We start from the raw sequence: 17,959 nt of genomic DNA, 5'->3' as shown, positions 1-17,959 counted from the left end.
ATCTGGCTGCAAGAAATTGACATCTAGCTGAAACAAAGTTGTTAGAATATTTCAACGAAAAAGATTGCTTTTCTTCGCCATTTAACCTTCGTTACTTATCAATCGGTTCATCTCCTGTCCGATTGCCTATGAAAATGCCGCGATTTGCAGTAATCAGCAGTGAACCTATGCTATACTGGATTAAAAAACGGAGGTTCTCATGATACAACAAGTGACCAAATTTACCGATTCTGAATTAGAAACTATCGCCCAGATTTGGCTGCAAAGCAATTTGGATGCCCATGACTTTATCGCAGCTGCCCATTGGCAAGATAACTATGACTTTGTGAAAAAAGCCTTTGCCAATGCCCTTATCTACACCTATTCGGTGGATGATCAGCCCGTCGGCTTCATCGGGTTGTTGGATGAGTATATCGCTGGTATTTTCGTTTTGAAAGACTATCGTGCCCACGGCATTGGCAAGCAGCTTTTACATAAAGTACAAGCAGAACACGAGAAGCTGACTCTGAACGTCTACCAAAAAAATACAGCTGCTATTGCGTTTTATCTCAAACATGGCTTTACCATCGTTTCTGAACAACTGGACTCTGATACCAATGAAATCGAAAACACCATGGAGTGGCATCGTTGATGCTGCTTTTTTTCACCTTCTTTTTCCCCTTTTGATCAATCGTACGACCATAACCGCTAATTGGCTTACCCGTCGAATCAATGGATACAATAAACGACAAAAAGCATTGCCTTCCATTTGCTGGATCGGCAATGCTTTCTTTATTTACTAGCGGTATTTCAACCAATGGTTCCACCATTGGTGACAATCACTTCGCGATAGCAATTAAAGGATTTTTTTCGATACCGTTTGAGTGAACCAGTTTCCTTCTTTATCAGTGATAATCTGGTAAATAATCCCCATGGGCTTCAATCAAATCATCGACTAATTGGGTAATATCTGCCAATGATAACTCTGATGATAAATGAGGATCGAGGTAAGCTGCTTGATAAATCTTGTCTTTCTCAAGGGTCAACGCTGCTTCGACAGTCAATTCTTGCACATTGATGTTGGTTCGGTTCAATGCAGCAAGCTGCGTTGGTAAAGCGCCCACGTAGGTTGGTTGGATGCCGTTCTTATCCACCAAACATGGAACTTCCACACAGACATCCTCTGGTAAATTGGTGATCAAGCCTTTATTCAATACGTTTCCAGCAATAACGGTTGGATTGCCAGTCTTAATGGCATCCATGATATAAGAGGCGTATTCCCGACTTCTCTTATGGGTCAAATCGCCATTATCGACGATATCCTCCCGCATCGTTTCCCAATCGCGAATCTGATTTTCGCAACGGGTTAAATATTCATCCAACGGAATCCCCAGTTCGTCGATCAATTCTGGGTATTTTGATTTAATGAAATAAGGGTGATACTCGGCATTGTGCTCACTAGATTCGGTAATATAATAGCCAAAACGTTTCATCAATTCAAAGCGGACTGAATCACGGTGGGGATTTTCTTTCTCTTCAGCCAACTGACGGATCGTTGGATAGAAATCTTCCCCATCTTTGGTAATTTCCAATAAAAATGCCATATGATTGATCCCTGCAATTTTCCACTGGAAGTCAGCCAGATCATATTGTTCTTTGATCCCTAAATGCTCGAATAATTCTGGAACACATACTTGCACACTATGACAAAGCCCAACCGTTTTGATGGATGTTGCTTTCAATACCCCCATCGTCAGCATCGCCATCGGGTTCGTATAATTAAGCAACCATGCATTTGGACAAACTTCCTCCATTTCTCGAGCAAATTCCAACATGACTGGTAACGTACGCAACGTCCGAAATATTCCGCCAATGCCCATCGTGTCACCTATTGTTTGGCGTAAGCCATATTTCTTCGGTATCTCAAAGTCAATAATGGTGGAAGGTTTGTAGCCACCAACTTGAATGGCGTTTACTACAAAGTCGGCATCTCTTAGTGCTTCTTTGCGGTCATGATAGACCTGTATTTCTGCTCGGTTTTGATTGGCATTTTTATTGATCGTCTTTAACATTGCCTCAGATTCACGAAGTCGTTTCTCATCGATGTCGTAAAGGGCGATGTGGGAATCTGCTAAGCTCGGGGTTAACATTGCATCTCCTAGAACATTTTTAGCGAAAATAGTGCTTCCTGCTCCGATAAAGGTGATTTTTGTCATTTTCTATTGCTCCATTCTTTTATAATTTACCGCCAGTAGTGGCAATTCCTTCAATAAATTTACGTTGAAAAATGATAAAGACAGCAACCATGGGCCAAATCGCTAGTAACGAGCCTGCCATTTAGAGGCACTTTCTTGAAGCAATTCATCCACTGTTTTTTATGTATCCGTTTTCTTTTTACAAAACAAATATACTGTTTACTAATCAGATTGTCAATGACTTTTAACTAAAATAAAAAGAGTAAACACTTTACAGTGTTTACTCTCAGCATTAATCTCTTTCTTTTTCACTTTCTCTGACGATCATCTTACTGGCCACCATGATTTTAACAGGTACTTGACGAATGCCTTTGATCCGCTCTTCTACCATCCGTAAAGCAATTTTTCCTAGTTCTTCCATATCGATGGCAACGGTACTTAAAGATGGGGTCAAAAATTCTGCAACTTCGATATTGTTGAAACTGACTACTGAGATATCTTCTGGTATCCGATACCCACGTTTTTGCAAGGAGCGATATGTACCAACTGCAATCGAATCATTGGCGACCATAATAGCTGAAGGAAGGCTCTCTTTGCATTGTTCAAGCAATTGCTCAGTGGCTTTGATACCGTCTAATGTGTTCCATCCTTCTAGGTAAACATTGATGTATTCTTCCAATCCTTTTTCTTTCATCCAATACACATAAGTGTTCATCCGCATATCATCTGGCGATTGATGTTTCTCACTGGATGCATCCAAACGTACCCGATATCCCCCAATAAAAGCGATATTTCGATGCCCTTTTTTATACAAACGCTCTAAGTGCTCGGTTGCTGCTATAGAGAAATCCGTATATACCGCATCCCATTCTGAAGACAAAGAAGGATCATCGATCACGACGATATGAGGATTGACTGCTGCGATCTTTGCTAAAAAAGTTGGCAAGACTTGACCAATGACAAGGATTCCCTGATACTCCCTTAGCTCCTCAATGGCAACGGGGCGTTCAGACATATAATACGTTTTTTTTATGCGAAACTTATTTTGTTCTGCTTGTGCTTGAATGCCACGACGAATCGCCCGAAAATAGGGATCTTCTAATTCAGCTTCTTCCGAAACAGTGGATACCACTGCAATATTCATTGCCTTTTTCACAAGTACTTTCTTCTTACTATAGTGAAAATATTCCACGGCTTCGTTGATCTTATTTTTTGTTTCTTGCGTGACAGATAACGTAGGATCTTCATTGAGCACCCTCGATACAGTTGCGATCGATACACCTGCTCGTTTTGCGACGTCTCTAATTCCTGCCATAATACTCTCCTTTTTTACTTTATACTATGATATAAACACAAAATGATCAGAATGAAAAGAAATTTTAGTTAACAACCAACCTACTTGTTTACCACAGTTTCAAATCATCTACGGAGAAGCAATCAGTTCAACGTCTCTTCGCAATTAACAAAAAATAGAAACGTGCAGCGACCAAAGAGCCGCTGCACGTTTTTCCTCCTTATTTCCAATGACGACCGCTACTCTGCTGGATACTCCCGCAAGCGATACCCGACGCCGATTTCAGTGATCAAATATTCTGGCTGCAGCGTATTGGTTTCGATTTTTTTGCGAATGTTTGAGATATTGACTCGCAAGGTTTGTGCATCCGCTGCAAAAGGTCCCCAGACTTCGCTAGTCAGGGTATCGTAAGTGACGACTTTGCCTAAATTCTTGAACATAACTGCCATGATGCGGTATTCGTTTTTGGTCAAATGGATCTCATTTTGATTCTTGTACAGGATTTTTTTCTCAAAATCGATCGTTAACTCCTTGTTTACGAGAATTGGGCTGCTGCTAAAGGCAGCTGTCTCCTTGTGCCGTAGTGCCGTGCGAATGCGGGCAAATAACTCATTGGTACTGAAGGGCTTCGTTACATAATCATCGGCACCGAGGTCTAATGCTTGCACTTTGTCTTGTTCATCTTTGCGGGCAGAGATCACGATGATCGGTGTGTTCATGCGCTTACGAATGATTTTCAACAGCTCCATACCGTCAATGTCCGGTAAGCCCAGATCCAGTAAGATGAAGTCGATGGTTTCTTCCTGCAAGAGCATCAATGCCTCCATGCCAGTGCCGACTGATGTAAAGTTGTAATGCTCTCTTTGCAAGACGACCTCCATAAAATCAACAATATTCGAATCATCTTCAATCAATAAAAAATGTCGCTGCATGTTCTCCCTCCTTACTGCTTTAAATAAATACGAAAGATCGTACTCCCTGCTTTCGTTTCGATTGCTAATTTGCCTTCATGGGCATGGATGATGGTTTTGACGATACTCAGTCCGATACCTAATCCATTTTTTGAATCCACCGGCACTTCGGCGTCATTGGTCAAATTCGCTTGGATTTTTTGGTATTGTCCTAAGGGGATCTCCCCTTGGTTTTCGATTTCAATGACCACTTCTTGCTCTTGAGAAACTCGCAAGAAAATCGGTGTATCGGCGGTTCCATGGCGAACCCCATTTTCAATCAAATTAAACAAGGCTTGTTCGATCAAGATGGGATCGACTTGAACAAAAATCAGCTGATCAGGCATTTTCACGATGATTTTTTGTTGCGGATAGACTTTTTTTAGGTGTGTCAAAACCGCTTCGATAATTTCTTCGATTGGTTCTTCACTGCGCTTGACCGCCATATTGGTCAAGTTGATGCGGGTCACCGACAATAAGTTTTCGACCATGCGGATCAACCACTGGGATTCACTTTGGATGTCTCCTAGCAGCTTTTGTTTCGTTTCCTTTTTGATCACGCCTTCGGTTTCGCTCAATGTTTCGGCAATGCCAGAAATTGTCGTCAAGGGGGTCCGCAAGTCATGAGAGACCGCACGCAGTAGATTGCTGCGGACTTTTTCCCGTTCGTTTTCTAATTGGATCTGTTCTTTCTCACTCGCTAATGAGACTTGTTCCAACACGGTCGCGATTTGGGTGATCACAAGGCGCAAGTAATTCAATTGACTATTGGCCAACTGATGTTCCTCGTTGCGTTCTACCCCAAGGGCGCCTAGTGGTTTGCCGTTTAAAACGATCGGCAAGTAGAACCCATTGGCACCAATCAGAGTATCTGTGCCGCGACCAGCTTCTTTTTGATTTTTCACGACCCAAAAAGCGACGGCTTTCTCATCCTTACCAGTCAGTTGAGACAGTGTTTCTCTTGAAGAATGCAGACTTCTCAAGTGGCCTTCTCTGTCATATAACGCCACTTCTCGCTGTAGTAAGCGTGCCAAATAGGTGGTCGTACTTTCATAGATTTCTTGCTCATTCCGCGTTTCCATGTATTGTTTGTTCAGTTCATACAATATCTCCATTTGATGCTCTTTTTCCTTGGCATTTTCTGCTTGGGTCTTCAATCGAACCATCAAGTTACTGATCATCAAGGCAACGATCAGCATGATCACTAATGTGATTGGATAACCTGCTTTATAGACCGTCAAGGAATACAAGGGTTCGACAAAGAACCAGTTGTAAGAAAGGACACTAATGATCGATGCCATGGCACTCCATAGATAGCCACTCGTGTAACGGGCCACTAAGAGAACAAAAAAGATGTAGACCAGCATCAAGTTCTGCTCGCCGAAATGCAGATACTGCATGCCTTCTGTCACTAAGGTGGCGAGCATGATCAGCCCAAAGGTCAAGGTGAAATCTCGACCGCCGCCTTCAAATAATTGCGAAAACGTTAGCCGGGGTCGTTGCATTTTTTCTTTAAAAGGAATCAAATGGATCTCAATGTCATCAAGGCGGCGAATCAAGCGGTCTTCTAAATCCTCGACAAACAATTTTTGGAACCACTTTTGAGAAACCTGTTTCCCCATGATAATGTCACTGGCACCCGTCATTTTGGCATACTCTACGATGGTTTCAAAACTGTCATCCGCTTCAATGTTGATGACTTCTGCACCCAAACGCTCTGCCAACGGCACTTCGGTAGGTGTATCATCTAACGATCGAACTTGGATGACCGTCCATTCGGCACCGACTCCTTGGGCTAAGCGAGCGGTCCAACGAATGCATTTTTCTGCCATTTTCGGCAAGCGATCATCAATGATGGTCAAAAGCTTGCTTTGAACTCGTTTTCGACCGCCGTTCATTTGATTGATATGATTGGAAGCTTTTTGGATCGCTAATCCCCGCAGATGATCAAGTTTTTCTGGCGTAAAAAAATTTTTTAGCGCTCGTTTGGCATTTTCATCAGCATAGATTTTTCCTTGTTCCAATCGATCGATCAGTTCGTCTGGTTCAACATCCACTACCCGCAAACTGGCGTGTTGGAAAAAGGTGTCAGGCACCGTTTCTCTGACTTCCACTTCCGTGACCTTTTCCACGATATCATTCAGACTTTCGATATGCTGGACATTGATGGTCGTGTAGACGGTGATTCCTGCATTCAATAGTTCATCGACATCTTGGTAACGTTTTTTGTTTCGCGCACCAATGGGATTGGTATGTGCCAACTCATCAATCAAGACGATATCTGGTTTTAGTTGGATCAGTCGATCGATATCTGGCTCATAAAGGGTCAATTGCTTGTGCTGGTATTGCTTTAATGGTACTTGTGGTAACCCTTCAAGCAATCGATTGGTATCGGGACGTTTGTGGGGTTCGATATAGCCGATCACCACATTTTTGCCCATGAGCAAACACTCATGGGCTTCGGTTAACATCGTATAGGTTTTTCCGACACCGGCAGCAAAACCGAAAAACACCCGTAGTTTGCCACGTTTAGGTCCAAAGCCTGCTTGCAGCAGCATCTCTTCTGGGATCGTCTGCTGGTTGTTTTCACTCATAGATGCTTCCCCCTATTCCTCGGGTAATTGATTGAGCTGCTGATTCAAGGTCATGATATTGACGTATTCTCTCGTGGAGAACAGATCAGCTACTTTATTCCTGTTTATTATATCATGAATTATTTGTTCATCGATGCCTCTTGTGTCAGCAATCCGTGGCAGTTGAAAAAGTGCCGCTTCGACACTGATATCGGGATCAACGCCACTACCCGAAGCGGTCACGAGATCGATCGGCACACTGGTTTGGGTTGGATTTTCTGCCAGCAACGCCGCTGTCCGCTCAGCTACAGTCTTTTTTTGGGTCGTATCATAGGGCGACAATTGTGAAACGGTTTGATCACGCCCTTGGAAGTAACCTGCTTGGTCAAAGGGTTGCGCAAGCAGCTCAGATCCTTTGACCGCTCCGTCTTCCACGATTTGACTGCCGTTGGCTTGATGGGCAAAAAAGACTTGTCCGACACCAGTGACCAACAATGTATAGAGACCGCCAAATAGCACGGTACTAACTAGTAAAAATTTGATACTGGCAAAGAGGGTGTTCTTCATCATGTTTTCCTCCTAAATGACTCCTTGACTCTGATGGATTTTTCTTATAGCAGAACAGCTGATAAAAGCAAATCTACTAGCTTGATGCAAATGAATGGTGCGATGATGCCGCCTAGGCCGTAGACGACCAGATTGTGCCGCAGCATTTGGCTGGCTGGTTTTTCTTGGTATTTGACCCCTTTTAACGCCAAAGGGATCAAGGCGATGATCACGACTGCATTGTAGATGACTGCAGACAAAATCGCAGTTAAGGGACTACCAAGATTCATGATATTCAGCGCTGCGAGTTCTGGATAAATCGCATAAAACAGAACAGGGATCACTGCGAAGTATTTGGCGATATCATTTGCGATACTAAAGGTCGTCAATGCCCCACGGGTCATCAGCAGTTGTTTACCAATTTGGACTACTTGCAGTAATTTGGTCGGGCTGGAATCAAGGTCGATCATATTGCCCGCTTCTTTGGCTGCTTGCGTACCAGTGTTCATCGCCATTGCCACATCGGCTTGGGCGAGTGCGGGGGCATCGTTGGTTCCATCCCCTGTCATCGCCACCAAATGCCCTTTTTCCTGATATTCGCGAATCAGGTTCATTTTGTTTTCTGGTGTTGCTTCGGCTAAGAAATCATCGACGCCCGCTTCGGCGGCAATAGCAGTTGCCGTCAAGGGATTGTCCCCAGTGATCATGATCGTCTTGATGCCCATCTTGCGCATGTCGGCAAATTTTTCTTTGACGCCGTTTTTCACGATGTCTTTTAAATAAACGACTCCGAGTACTTGGCCATTTTTCACTACGACCAATGGGGTTCCACCAGCCTTAGCGACCTTTTCTACGATCTCATCACATGCCGTGGGATAGGTCTGCCCTTTTGCCGTCACATATTGCTTGATCGTATCCGCAGCTCCTTTACGGATCTCATCGCCACGATAGTCGATCCCAGACATCCGTGTTTTGGCACTAAAATCGATCCAATGAACATCGGCTTGCTGAAATTCCCGTTCACGAATATTGAAGGCTTCTTTGGCTAAAATCACGATACTGCGGCCTTCCGCCGTTTCATCGGCAAAGGATGCCAACTGCGCTGCATCTGCCAACTCTTTGGCGGTGACCCCTGGTACTGGCAAGAACTCACTGGCACGGCGGTTCCCCAGAGTAATGGTTCCTGTTTTATCCAGCAGCAAAACATCCACATCTCCTGCTGCTTCAATCGCGCGTCCACTCATGGCGATGACGTTTTCTTTGGTCAAACGACTCATTCCAGCGATCCCAATCGAGGAAATCAAGGCGCCGATCGTGGTCGGTGCAAGACAAATCAGTAACGCGATCACGATCACACTGGAAATCGCCGTTCCCCGACCAGATAACTGACTGCTAAAATCGGTAAAAGGAATCAATGTGATGGAAACTGCCAAGAAGATGATGGTCAGTGTCACTAAGAACAGCTGCAAGCCAATCTCATTGGGTGTTTTTTTCCGTTGCGTCCCTTCCACCATCGCAATCATCTTATCCAAAAAGGAATGGCCATTTTCAGCGGTCACTTTGATGACCAAGTAATCGGAAACGACTAACGTTCCTCCCGTGACTGCACTGCGGTCGCCACCAGACTCACGAATGACAGGTGCTGATTCTCCTGTGATGGCACTTTCGTCCACCGAAGCAGCACCTTCCACGACATCCCCATCGGCAGGGATTTGTTCGCCAGATGGAACGTACACCAAGTCGCCTTTTTTCAAATCGGAGGAACGGACTTCGATAAAAGCCTCTTTGGCGACATCTTCCAGGGACATGACTTTGTAGGTCATGATTTCTTTTTTGGCTTGCTTCAAACTATCCGCTTGTGCTTTGCCGCGCCCTTCTGCCACTGCTTCGGCAAAATTGGCAAACAACAAGGTCAACCATAAGAAGATGGTCACACTGATGCTAAACCACAACGGGACCGTTTGTTCTTGAAAACATAAAACCGTTGTCAAGATCGCCCCTAAGTAAACCACAAACATTACGGGGTTTTTGATTTGTTGGCGAGGATCCAATTTCTTAAAGGATTCGCCGATCGCCCATTGATAGATTTTTTTCATTTTTTCTCTCTCCTATTTCGTTGTAAAAAAGTCTGCGATTGGTCCTAAAGCCATCGCTGGTAAAAAGCTCAGTGCACCGATCACGATGATCACAATGATCAGCATCGTGACAAAGACTGGACTCGTGGTTGACAAGGTTCCTTCATTACGAACGGTTTTCTTTTTGGCCCCCATGTTTTCTGCCAGATACAAGATGGCTGCGATGGGAACGAAACGTGAAACGAACATCAAGATACTACCCAAACTATTCAGGAAAACAGTATCTGCGGTCAAGCCGCCAAAGGCACTCCCGTTGTTGTTGCTAAACGAAGTTGCTGCATACAACAGTTCGCTAAAGCCATGGGCGCCTTGGTTGGTTAGCCAGCTCATGATGTCAGGATGCAAGGTCATCAACATAGCCCCGAAAAGCGTCAGTAGCAATGGCGTCAAAATAACGATACTCGTCATTTTAATGTCAAAGGCTTCGATTTTTTTGCCGATATATTCGGGTGTTCGTCCGACGAGTAAACCAGCGATAAAGACCGTCAATAATAGAAAAGCAATCATGCCATAAAGCCCGCTGCCGACACCGCCAAAGATGATTTCCCCCAGCTGCATCAAGAACATCGGAATCGCACCCCCGAGTGGTGTGAAACTATCCAGCATGGCATTGACTGATCCACTGGAAGCAGCAGTGGTACTCACTGCCCAGAGACTCGACCAACCGACACCGAAACGTACTTCTTTGCCTTCTAGATTGGCATTCCCAAGCACTTGACTGAATTGCGGTCCATAAGCTTCACTGATCACTACGCCAATAAAAGCTAGGATCAAAAAGACGATTGCGGTGATCAAGATCGTACGTCCTTGTTTCCATTCTTTGATCCAAAAGCCAAAGGCAAAAATCAAAGCAGCTGGCAGCAACAAGATCGCTAAGTTTTCTAAAAAATTACTGAACATCGTTGGGTTTTCAAATGGATGGGCGGCGTTGGCGCCAAAGAACCCGCCGCCGTTGGTCCCTAATTGCTTGATGGCGATTTGACTCGCTACTGGTCCGAGCGCCATCCAAAAGGATTCCCCCTCAAATCCATTGACTTCCACGCCGCTGCTCAACGTTTGGACAACGCCTTGAGACAGGAGCAAGATCGCTAACATCAATGAAAGTGGCAAAAGGATATAGAGCAAGGAACGGGTGATGTCTTGCCAAAAATTCCCTACCGTACGTTTTTGTTTTTGCTGCAGCCCACGAATCAAGGCACACAATACGGCTAGTCCTACTGCCGCTGACAAGAAATTTTGCACCGTTAATCCTAATGCTTGGGAAAGATTGGTCAGTGCTTCTTCCCCAGCGTAAGCTTGCCAGTTCGTGTTCGTCACAAAACTGACGGCTGTGTTCAATGCTAAGTCAAAGGACATATTCTCAACGGCTGCCCCTTGCGGTAACCAGTGCTGAACCATCAATAATCCGGTCAAGCCGATGATGGAAAAGACACTGACGGCCAAGACGGAAAATAGATAGGTTTTGGCGGTCATTTCTTTATTACTGACCGAACCAATCACTCGATAGGTCAACCGTTCAATGGGTTGAATAAAGCGGACAAACCGCGGTGTTTTTCCTTGCATGATTTCTTTGATATACCAGCCCAAAGGAACCGCTGCTGCTAGTAAGATCAGTAAAAATAAAAAGCCTTGCACAAAATAGCTACTCATCGTTCTCCCCCCTCAAACAAGTACCAAAAGAGATAGATCATTACGATCACTCCGATTATTCCTAAAACAAGATTCATATTCTTCACTCCTTCATGACGTAAGCATACGCAAAAAGAAATAAAAATAGTGTAAATCTTCTGCTAGCATCTTTATATCTTCTTTATACGGCTGCTTATCGGATAAGAAAACCGCAATACAGCAGGTATTTTAAAAAACAAAAACAGCGGATATCCTTCACGATATCCGCTGCTAGAGTCATTGCGACTTATTTCGTTTTTCTGCTTTTGTTCGTGTGTTTCTTACGAAAGAAGACGATCCCCGCTAGAGCAACAAGGCTCACTCCTGCAATCGAATAGCCTTGAGTGATGGCTGTACCAGTCTTTGGTAGCACCCGTTTGTCCTTTGCGGTCGCTTTGGTTTGTTTGTCAGTCTGCCCTTCATCCGTTGGTTTTTGTTGCCCTTTGTCAGAATCATCTTTCTCTGGCTGCTGATCGTTCTCCTCTGGTTCTTCTGCTTTTTCAACGACTTTGATCGTCGCTGTGGCGGTGACTGCTTCTTGTGAGCGAGCACCAAATAAACGTGCGAAAAAGTTAGGGGTTGCTGCTTCATCAGTGACGATTGAATAGGTGACTTGATAGGTGCCCGTTTTCTTCGTATCCACCGAACCGTCCACCAGTAGCTGATCCAACGTGAGTGACTTACCGTCACGATCCGTAGCGGAGACAAAATTGTCGGCTGCTGTCCAGTTGTCACCGACATAAATCACGCTATCTTTCACAGTCACAGAGGTCTGGTCTGCCAACACGGTGATCGTGGCAGTTGCTTCGGCCTTGCCATTTCGATAGATGACTTGGTATTTTCCAGGCACATCAGTATTGACTGTACCGCTAATCAATACTTGATCATAATCGACTGCTTGTCCGCTTTTATCTGTTGCCGAGACAAAATTATCGACGGCTTGCCATTTCTCTCCTTCATAGATTGTACTATCTTTTGCTACGACCGTTTCTTCGTGAGCAACCACAGTGATTGTCGCTGTGGCGCTGACTTTTCCATTCGTATAAGTGACATCGTATGTGCCTTCTTGACTGGTATCGACGGTACCAGTAACGATTACTCCTGATAATTCAACCGTTGCTCCCGTTTTGTCTGTGGCTGAGACAAAGTTGTCGGCAGCTTCCCAATCGTCGCCGACATACAGAGTACTGTCTTTGGCTTTGACACTCGTTTGATCAGCTAACACGGTGATCGTGGCAGTCGCTTCGGCTTTGCCATTGCGATAAACCACTTCATATTTCCCTGGTGTGGCGCTGTCAACTGTACCTACTGTTGTGATATTAGCCAGTTTTACTGCGTTGCCGTCTTTATCTGTTGCCGACACATAGTTGTCGGCGGCTTGCCAGTCATCGCCTTCATAAATCGTACTATCTTTAGCAACTACCGTTTCTTGGTTGGCAACGACCGTAATCGTCGCCGTTGCTTTGACATGACCATTTTGGTAAACCACTGGGTACTCGCCTGCTTTGGAGGTATCGACTGAGCCACTAACGGTTACTCCTGAAAATGGTAGGTTTGCTCCCGTTTTGTCTGTGGCTGAGACAAAGTTGTCGGCAGCCTCCCAATCGTCGCCGACATACAGAGTACTGTCTTTGGCTTTGACACTCGTTTGATCTGCCAATACGGTGATCGTCGCTTTCGCCTCGGCTTTGCCATTGCGATAAATCACTTCATATTTCCCTGGTGTGGCGCTATCGACTGTGCCTACTGTTGTGATATCAGTCAGTTTTACTGCGTTACCGTCTTTATCTGTTGCCGATACAAAATTGTCGGCGGCTTCCCATGAGTCACCTACATACAACGTACTATCTTTAGCTGCCACCGTTTCTTGGTTCGCAACAACCGTGATCGTAGCAATAGCTTCCGTTTTACCATTGCTATAAGTAACTTTGTACTGACCTTCTTTGCTCGTATCAACTGTTCCACTAACGGTTACTCCTGAAAATGGTAGGTTTGCTCCCGTTTTGTCTGTGGCTGAGACAAAGTTGTCGGCAGCCTCCCAATCGTCGCCGACATACAGAGTACTGTCTTTGGCTTTGACACTCGTTTGATCAGCTAACACGGTGATCGTTGCTGTCGCTTCGGCTTTGCCATTGCGATAAACCACTTCATATTTCCCTGGTGTGGCGCTATCGACTGTACCTACTGTTGTGATATCTGCAAGTTTTAGCTCATTACCGTCTTTGTCTTTGGCTGACACGAAGTTGTCGGCAGCTTGCCAGTTATCATCCACATAAATCGTACTGTCCTTAGCGACTACGGTTTCTTGGTTGGCAACAACCGTAATCGTCGCCGTTGCTTTTATTTTGCCGTTTTGATATACCACGGGATATTGACCTTCTTTGGAAGTATCCACGGTTCCACTAAAGGTCACATTTGAAAATGGTACATTCGCTCCTGATTTGTCCGTTGCCGAAACAAAGTTATCCACCGCATGCCAGTCGTCCCCCACGTATAAGGTGCTATCTTTTACTTTGACCGATGTTTGATCAGCTAACACGGTGATCGTTGCTGTCGCTTCAGCTTTGCCATTGCGATAAATGACTTGGTATTCTCCTGGTACTTTCGTTTCCACGTCACCACTGGTGGTGACTTCTGCCAAGCTTAACGGTTGTCCCTTCTTATCCGTTGCTGAAACAAAATTATCCGCAAGTTCCCATGCATCTCCAACATAAAGTGTACTATCCTTGGCAACGACTGTTTCTTGATTGGCAACCACGGTGATCGTCGCTGTTGCTTTTTGATTGCCGTTTTGATAAACCACTGGATATTGACCTTCTTTGGAAGTATCCACGGTTCCACTAACAGTCACATTTGAAAATGGGACATTCGCTCCTGTTTTGTCCGTTGCCGAAACAAAGTTATCAACCGCATGCCAGTCATCCCCGACGTATAAGGTGCTATCTTTTACTTTAATTGATGTTTGATCAGCTAACACGGTAATCGTTGCTGTCGCTTCGGCTTTTCCGTTACGATAAATGACTTGGTATTCTCCTGGTGTATCCGTATCAACTTCGCCGTTGATGGTCACGTCTGCGATTGTCACTGCATTGCCGTCTTTATCCGTTGCCGATAGAAAATTATCAGCTGCTGTCCATGCATCGCCCACATATAACGTGCTGTCTTTTGCTGCTACCGTTTCTTGGTTGGCAACCACGGTGATCGTCGCTGTTTGACTAACACTGCCGTTGATGTATTTTACCTCATAGGTGCCAAAGTTTGTCGTGTCGACCTCACCGTTGACGGTAATTTCCGAGAAGTTCAGCGCATTGCCATGCTTGTCTGTTGCTGAAACAAAGTTGTCTTCAGCATGCCATTCATCTCCCACGTAGATCGTGCTATCTTTGGCGTTGATCGCCGATAAGTCTTCTTCTGGTGTGATGCCGACAGAAAGATGGTTGCCCGTGCGATTCACTTGCACCTCTTTACCAAGCTGAAGTTCCTGTGGTATGACGTAACCTTCAGGGACGTAGGAAACATAAAGCGTATAGTTCCCCGTATAAATATCAGTTAATTGGTATTCTCCATTTTCATCCGTTACGACAGAAACGATATCTCCAGTCAATTGATTCCAAAGCGTCAAAGTAACCCCCGCAATCTTCTCAGTTGGTTCTTCGGTATTATAAACATCAAGCGTCGCATTGGTTTTGTAGATGATCCCGCTGGAATCGCCTGCCGAAAATTGCAGATTGGCCACCGTCGAGGTAGCCGTCCGTTTGGCTTCCGACAAGGTATCGATCGTATCAGAAACGATCGTGGCTGAGGCTGAGATTTGGCCGGCGTTTTGTGAAAGGACGTTGTAACTGATTTCGATATTTTTCGTTAGAACATAGTTTGAAAAGACAAGCTGTACGTTCCCATCAACTTCTTTGACTTCATAGCTGTCATCTGGCACATTCGAAACAGCGATCGATCCTAAATCGATTTCGCCATTGGTGTTCCCTAACGATTTTAAAAGGATCGTTGGATTTGCTACTTTTTTCGAGCCATCATCGATATTTTTTGTCGTGACTTTGACCTGCGTCATGTTTTTCGTATTATTCACGGTATTTTGCGTAATGCCAATAATATCTGTCGCCGTATTGGATACTGAAACTGTGGCTGTGCCTTGCTGATTATTTGATAACGGTTCTTTTGCATAACCAGGTACATAAATCGTACTCATTTCCTGCCATCCATTGGCGTATTGATAGGAAATAATGTAGCGCCGATTGGTCGTCCCAAAATCAAAGGTATAATAGTTGGTTTCTTCATCATGGGTGATCGTTGGATAATTCGGATCGCTTTCCTTCATGGCTTGGTTATCATAATAGCCACGATCCCAATACTGTGGATAAATGCCACTGACTTGTTCATTGGAAACATCGATGATCGAAAACACGACATCGGTATTTTTCGGTACATGAGTTTCAACGGTCAAATCACTGATGGTATCTTGACGCGCGTTGACTAAAAACTGATTCTTACTGCTTTGGAGCGTGCGTTCAGAATACAGTTTTCTTCCGGTATAGACGGAGGTATGAACCGTGTCAAGTCCCATTGCGGAAATCGTGATTGGAATTGTATCATTAGGAATCGATTTTGTCGGTGCTAAACTGTCTGGCACGTAATTGAAGCCGATATCAAATTGAACGGAATAGGTAATGGGCGACGTAAAAGTGACCATCGTTCCTCCTGCTACTTCTTCAATCGTATAATCTTTTCCTAATGTGTAGTAAAAACTAACTTTTGGTACCTTTCTCAAAGAAAGATACTCTGGATGTTCAATAAACATTTGTAAATTTTCGATTGGTTGTGAGTTACTGCCTTCGATGTTGATGGAGGTATCACTCATGTAAGCTCCATTTTGGTCATAATTTCCCCAAGCTGTTTCAGCATTGTTGGGATTAAGGACACTGATTGGTTCGACATAGTTGTCTTCAACGATTTTGAATTCTCTATTGGCGATCAACGGTGTCGAGACATTGAGAATGATATCTTTCTGATCAAAGGGTACGGTTATGTTCGTGGAACCAAGAGTGAGATTGCTGTCTTTTGTAGCGGTCACAATCAGTTTGTCCCCGTTATTTTCGACAGAAAAATAATCCGAAAAAGTCACATTTTGATAGAAGGCATCTCTTGCTGTTAACTGTTTCGCCGCGATCGGCTGTCCGTTTTGACTCGAAAGGATGATTTGTTGACCAGCTTTCATCTCCGTCGGCATTTGATGAATTGATACATAGTAGTTTCCTTTAGAAAGGCCATTCATAAAACTGGCAGAAGCAACCCCCATATAATACCTAGAATCGACTTCTTTTTCATCTTTGCTGGTTTTTGCGATAAAGGAAAACCCTCTGTTTTGGGCAGTTGTTTGTTTTAGCTGTACCGAACCAAATCCGGTCGTTGGATACCCTTTTGAAAAAGAGGCAGTATATTCCGTCAGCTCGGTCAAACTCATGGTGAATTGATAAGAAACCCCATAAGCCTTTTGTTTGTCCATCTGTTTGATCTCAACTGCAGTATTGTAAAGACTATTTGAAGTGATCGTATAGTCCGTCCCTTCGACTAATGCTGTCTGTGTTTCTGGTTTGATCTTTCCTTTGATATCCACCTCATAGCTGAAAACTTTTAACGGTTGGGTCTCAATCTTTTTGAAGGAAGCCCCCGGCGTATCAACCAAATTCAGTGAAAGAGTTTCCGTTCCAGATAATGTCCGATCGGTATTGTAGTAGACCATTCCTTCCATCCCAAAGACATTTTTTTCTGACACATATTGAATCGGATCGACCTCTTCATACAAATCAATCGCATAGCTTGTCTGGTTTTGATCGCCGATCTCAATCGTTAGCTGAGGCTTATCTTCTGAATATAGATAACTAGTCAACTCGATCGAAAAAGAGGCATCATGAACCGATTGATTAAACGTGATCATCAGTTGATGAGCTGCACTGTCTACAGCCCACGATGCATTGATCGCTTCATTGGTTCCTTGCACATCACTAAAGCCAAGGCCTTGCGGCAAGTCAAAAACAGCAGTGGTGCCAGCGAAATAATCTTTGTCATTGATTTCAAAATCCAATTTCAGTTTCACTGGACTATTGTTTAAGATTCGTGTTTCTTCCGTACGGCTGAATTCTTCGCCAGCAATGGTCAGCAGGGTGCCTTTTTCCAAAAGTTCTTGGTCATTGATGCGCGTGCTGACACGAGGTGTGTGTTGCTCTTCTTTGGTTTCTTTTGAATCGGATGTTGAAGAACTTTCTTGTCTCGCATGGCTAGAATCTTCCGTTCTATTTGAGGAAGCCGATGTGGTCGTTTCACTTGGTTCCGTGTTTTCTGAACCAGCTGATGATTCCTCTTTGTTCGCTTCGGAAGAATAATCTGTTTCAGCATCCTCAGCTGCTTGTGCTTCGTTTCCGTTAGCATCATTTGTCGATTCAGTCATCGTTTCTAGTAGTTGATCGGATTTGTCTAGCGTGTTGACGGTCTGTTCTTGTTCGGTTGTTTCCGCTATCGCCATGATCGGAGTGATCACTTGAGTGATTCCTAGTGCGGTAACAACGATCCCATGACGAATTCTTTTGCTTCTCTTATTCATTTTTTC

Annotated in this window: 9 protein-coding genes and 1 pseudogene; 1 reads left to right on the top strand and 9 read right to left on the bottom strand. The window is 44.3% G+C overall.

Features of this window, described 5'->3' with window-relative positions; genetic code table 11:
- Window positions 1–199: 199 nt before the first annotated feature.
- Window positions 200–631, top strand: a complete 432-nt coding sequence (locus IGI72_RS06530) for a GNAT family N-acetyltransferase (RefSeq protein ID WP_438753537.1) — start codon at window positions 200–202, stop codon at window positions 629–631.
- A 253-nt stretch (window positions 632–884) separates the two neighbouring features.
- Here the strand turns inward: IGI72_RS06530 and IGI72_RS06525 are convergent, their stop codons facing one another.
- From IGI72_RS06525 to IGI72_RS06485, 9 genes and pseudogenes are all read right to left on the bottom strand, one after another.
- Window positions 885–2,195 carry an alpha-glucosidase/alpha-galactosidase gene (locus tag IGI72_RS06525; protein WP_139960137.1) on the bottom strand — a complete coding sequence of 437 codons (1,311 nt, stop codon included), beginning with the start codon at window positions 2,193–2,195 and terminating at the stop codon, window positions 885–887.
- 19 nt (window positions 2,196–2,214) lie between these two features.
- Window positions 2,215–2,316: pseudogene (locus IGI72_RS06520) on the bottom strand (carbohydrate ABC transporter permease); the annotation flags it as partial.
- Window positions 2,317–2,466: 150 nt separating this feature from the next.
- The gene (locus IGI72_RS06515) at window positions 2,467–3,489 is read right to left on the bottom strand and encodes a LacI family DNA-binding transcriptional regulator (protein WP_438753534.1); all 1,023 of its coding nucleotides are present in this window, start codon (window positions 3,487–3,489) and stop codon (window positions 2,467–2,469) included.
- Between the two features lie 218 nt (window positions 3,490–3,707).
- Window positions 3,708–4,400, bottom strand: coding sequence for a response regulator transcription factor (locus IGI72_RS06510; protein WP_139960135.1), 693 nt, complete (start codon window positions 4,398–4,400; stop codon window positions 3,708–3,710).
- A gap of 11 nt (window positions 4,401–4,411) precedes the next feature.
- Window positions 4,412–7,012, bottom strand: coding sequence for a DUF4118 domain-containing protein (locus IGI72_RS06505; RefSeq protein WP_438753532.1), 2,601 nt, complete (start codon window positions 7,010–7,012; stop codon window positions 4,412–4,414).
- Between the two features lie 12 nt (window positions 7,013–7,024).
- The gene (locus IGI72_RS06500; protein WP_375836773.1) at window positions 7,025–7,561 is read right to left on the bottom strand and encodes a potassium-transporting ATPase subunit C; all 537 of its coding nucleotides are present in this window, start codon (window positions 7,559–7,561) and stop codon (window positions 7,025–7,027) included.
- A gap of 41 nt (window positions 7,562–7,602) precedes the next feature.
- Window positions 7,603–9,633 (bottom strand): potassium-transporting ATPase subunit KdpB, encoded by a 2,031-nt coding sequence (gene kdpB / locus IGI72_RS06495; RefSeq protein WP_438753530.1) that lies wholly within the window; start codon window positions 9,631–9,633, stop codon window positions 7,603–7,605.
- A gap of 12 nt (window positions 9,634–9,645) precedes the next feature.
- Window positions 9,646–11,322: a potassium-transporting ATPase subunit KdpA gene (gene kdpA / locus IGI72_RS06490; RefSeq protein WP_438753528.1), complete on the bottom strand. Its 1,677-nt coding sequence runs from the start codon at window positions 11,320–11,322 to the stop codon at window positions 9,646–9,648.
- Between the two features lie 265 nt (window positions 11,323–11,587).
- Entirely contained in the window at window positions 11,588–17,953 is a 6,366-nt protein-coding gene (locus IGI72_RS06485; RefSeq protein WP_438753525.1) for a bacterial Ig-like domain-containing protein, read from the bottom strand.
- Window positions 17,954–17,959: the final 6 nt, after the last annotated feature.

Origin of the sequence: Enterococcus sp. DIV1059_2, from assembly GCF_051713685.1 — a bacterium.
GTDB lineage: Bacteria > Bacillota > Bacilli > Lactobacillales > Enterococcaceae > Enterococcus_D > Enterococcus_D casseliflavus.
This window is presented reverse-complemented; position numbering and strand designations above follow the sequence as displayed.

What these genes read in the sequence shown, in the direction of transcription:
- IGI72_RS06530 (WP_438753537.1), top strand. Translation starts at nt 200, where the DNA reads ATGATACAACAAGTGACCAAATTTACCGATTCTGAATTAGAAACTATC.
- IGI72_RS06525 (WP_139960137.1), bottom strand. Translation starts at nt 2,195, where the DNA reads ATGACAAAAATCACCTTTATCGGAGCAGGAAGCACTATTTTCGCTAAA.
- IGI72_RS06515 (WP_438753534.1), bottom strand. Translation starts at nt 3,489, where the DNA reads ATGGCAGGAATTAGAGACGTCGCAAAACGAGCAGGTGTATCGATCGCA.
- IGI72_RS06510 (WP_139960135.1), bottom strand. Translation starts at nt 4,400, where the DNA reads ATGCAGCGACATTTTTTATTGATTGAAGATGATTCGAATATTGTTGAT.
- IGI72_RS06505 (WP_438753532.1), bottom strand. Translation starts at nt 7,012, where the DNA reads ATGAGTGAAAACAACCAGCAGACGATCCCAGAAGAGATGCTGCTGCAA.
- IGI72_RS06500 (WP_375836773.1), bottom strand. Translation starts at nt 7,561, where the DNA reads ATGATGAAGAACACCCTCTTTGCCAGTATCAAATTTTTACTAGTTAGT.
- kdpB (WP_438753530.1), bottom strand. Translation starts at nt 9,633, where the DNA reads ATGAAAAAAATCTATCAATGGGCGATCGGCGAATCCTTTAAGAAATTG.
- kdpA (WP_438753528.1), bottom strand. Translation starts at nt 11,322, where the DNA reads ATGAGTAGCTATTTTGTGCAAGGCTTTTTATTTTTACTGATCTTACTA.
- IGI72_RS06485 (WP_438753525.1), bottom strand. Translation starts at nt 17,953, where the DNA reads ATGAATAAGAGAAGCAAAAGAATTCGTCATGGGATCGTTGTTACCGCA.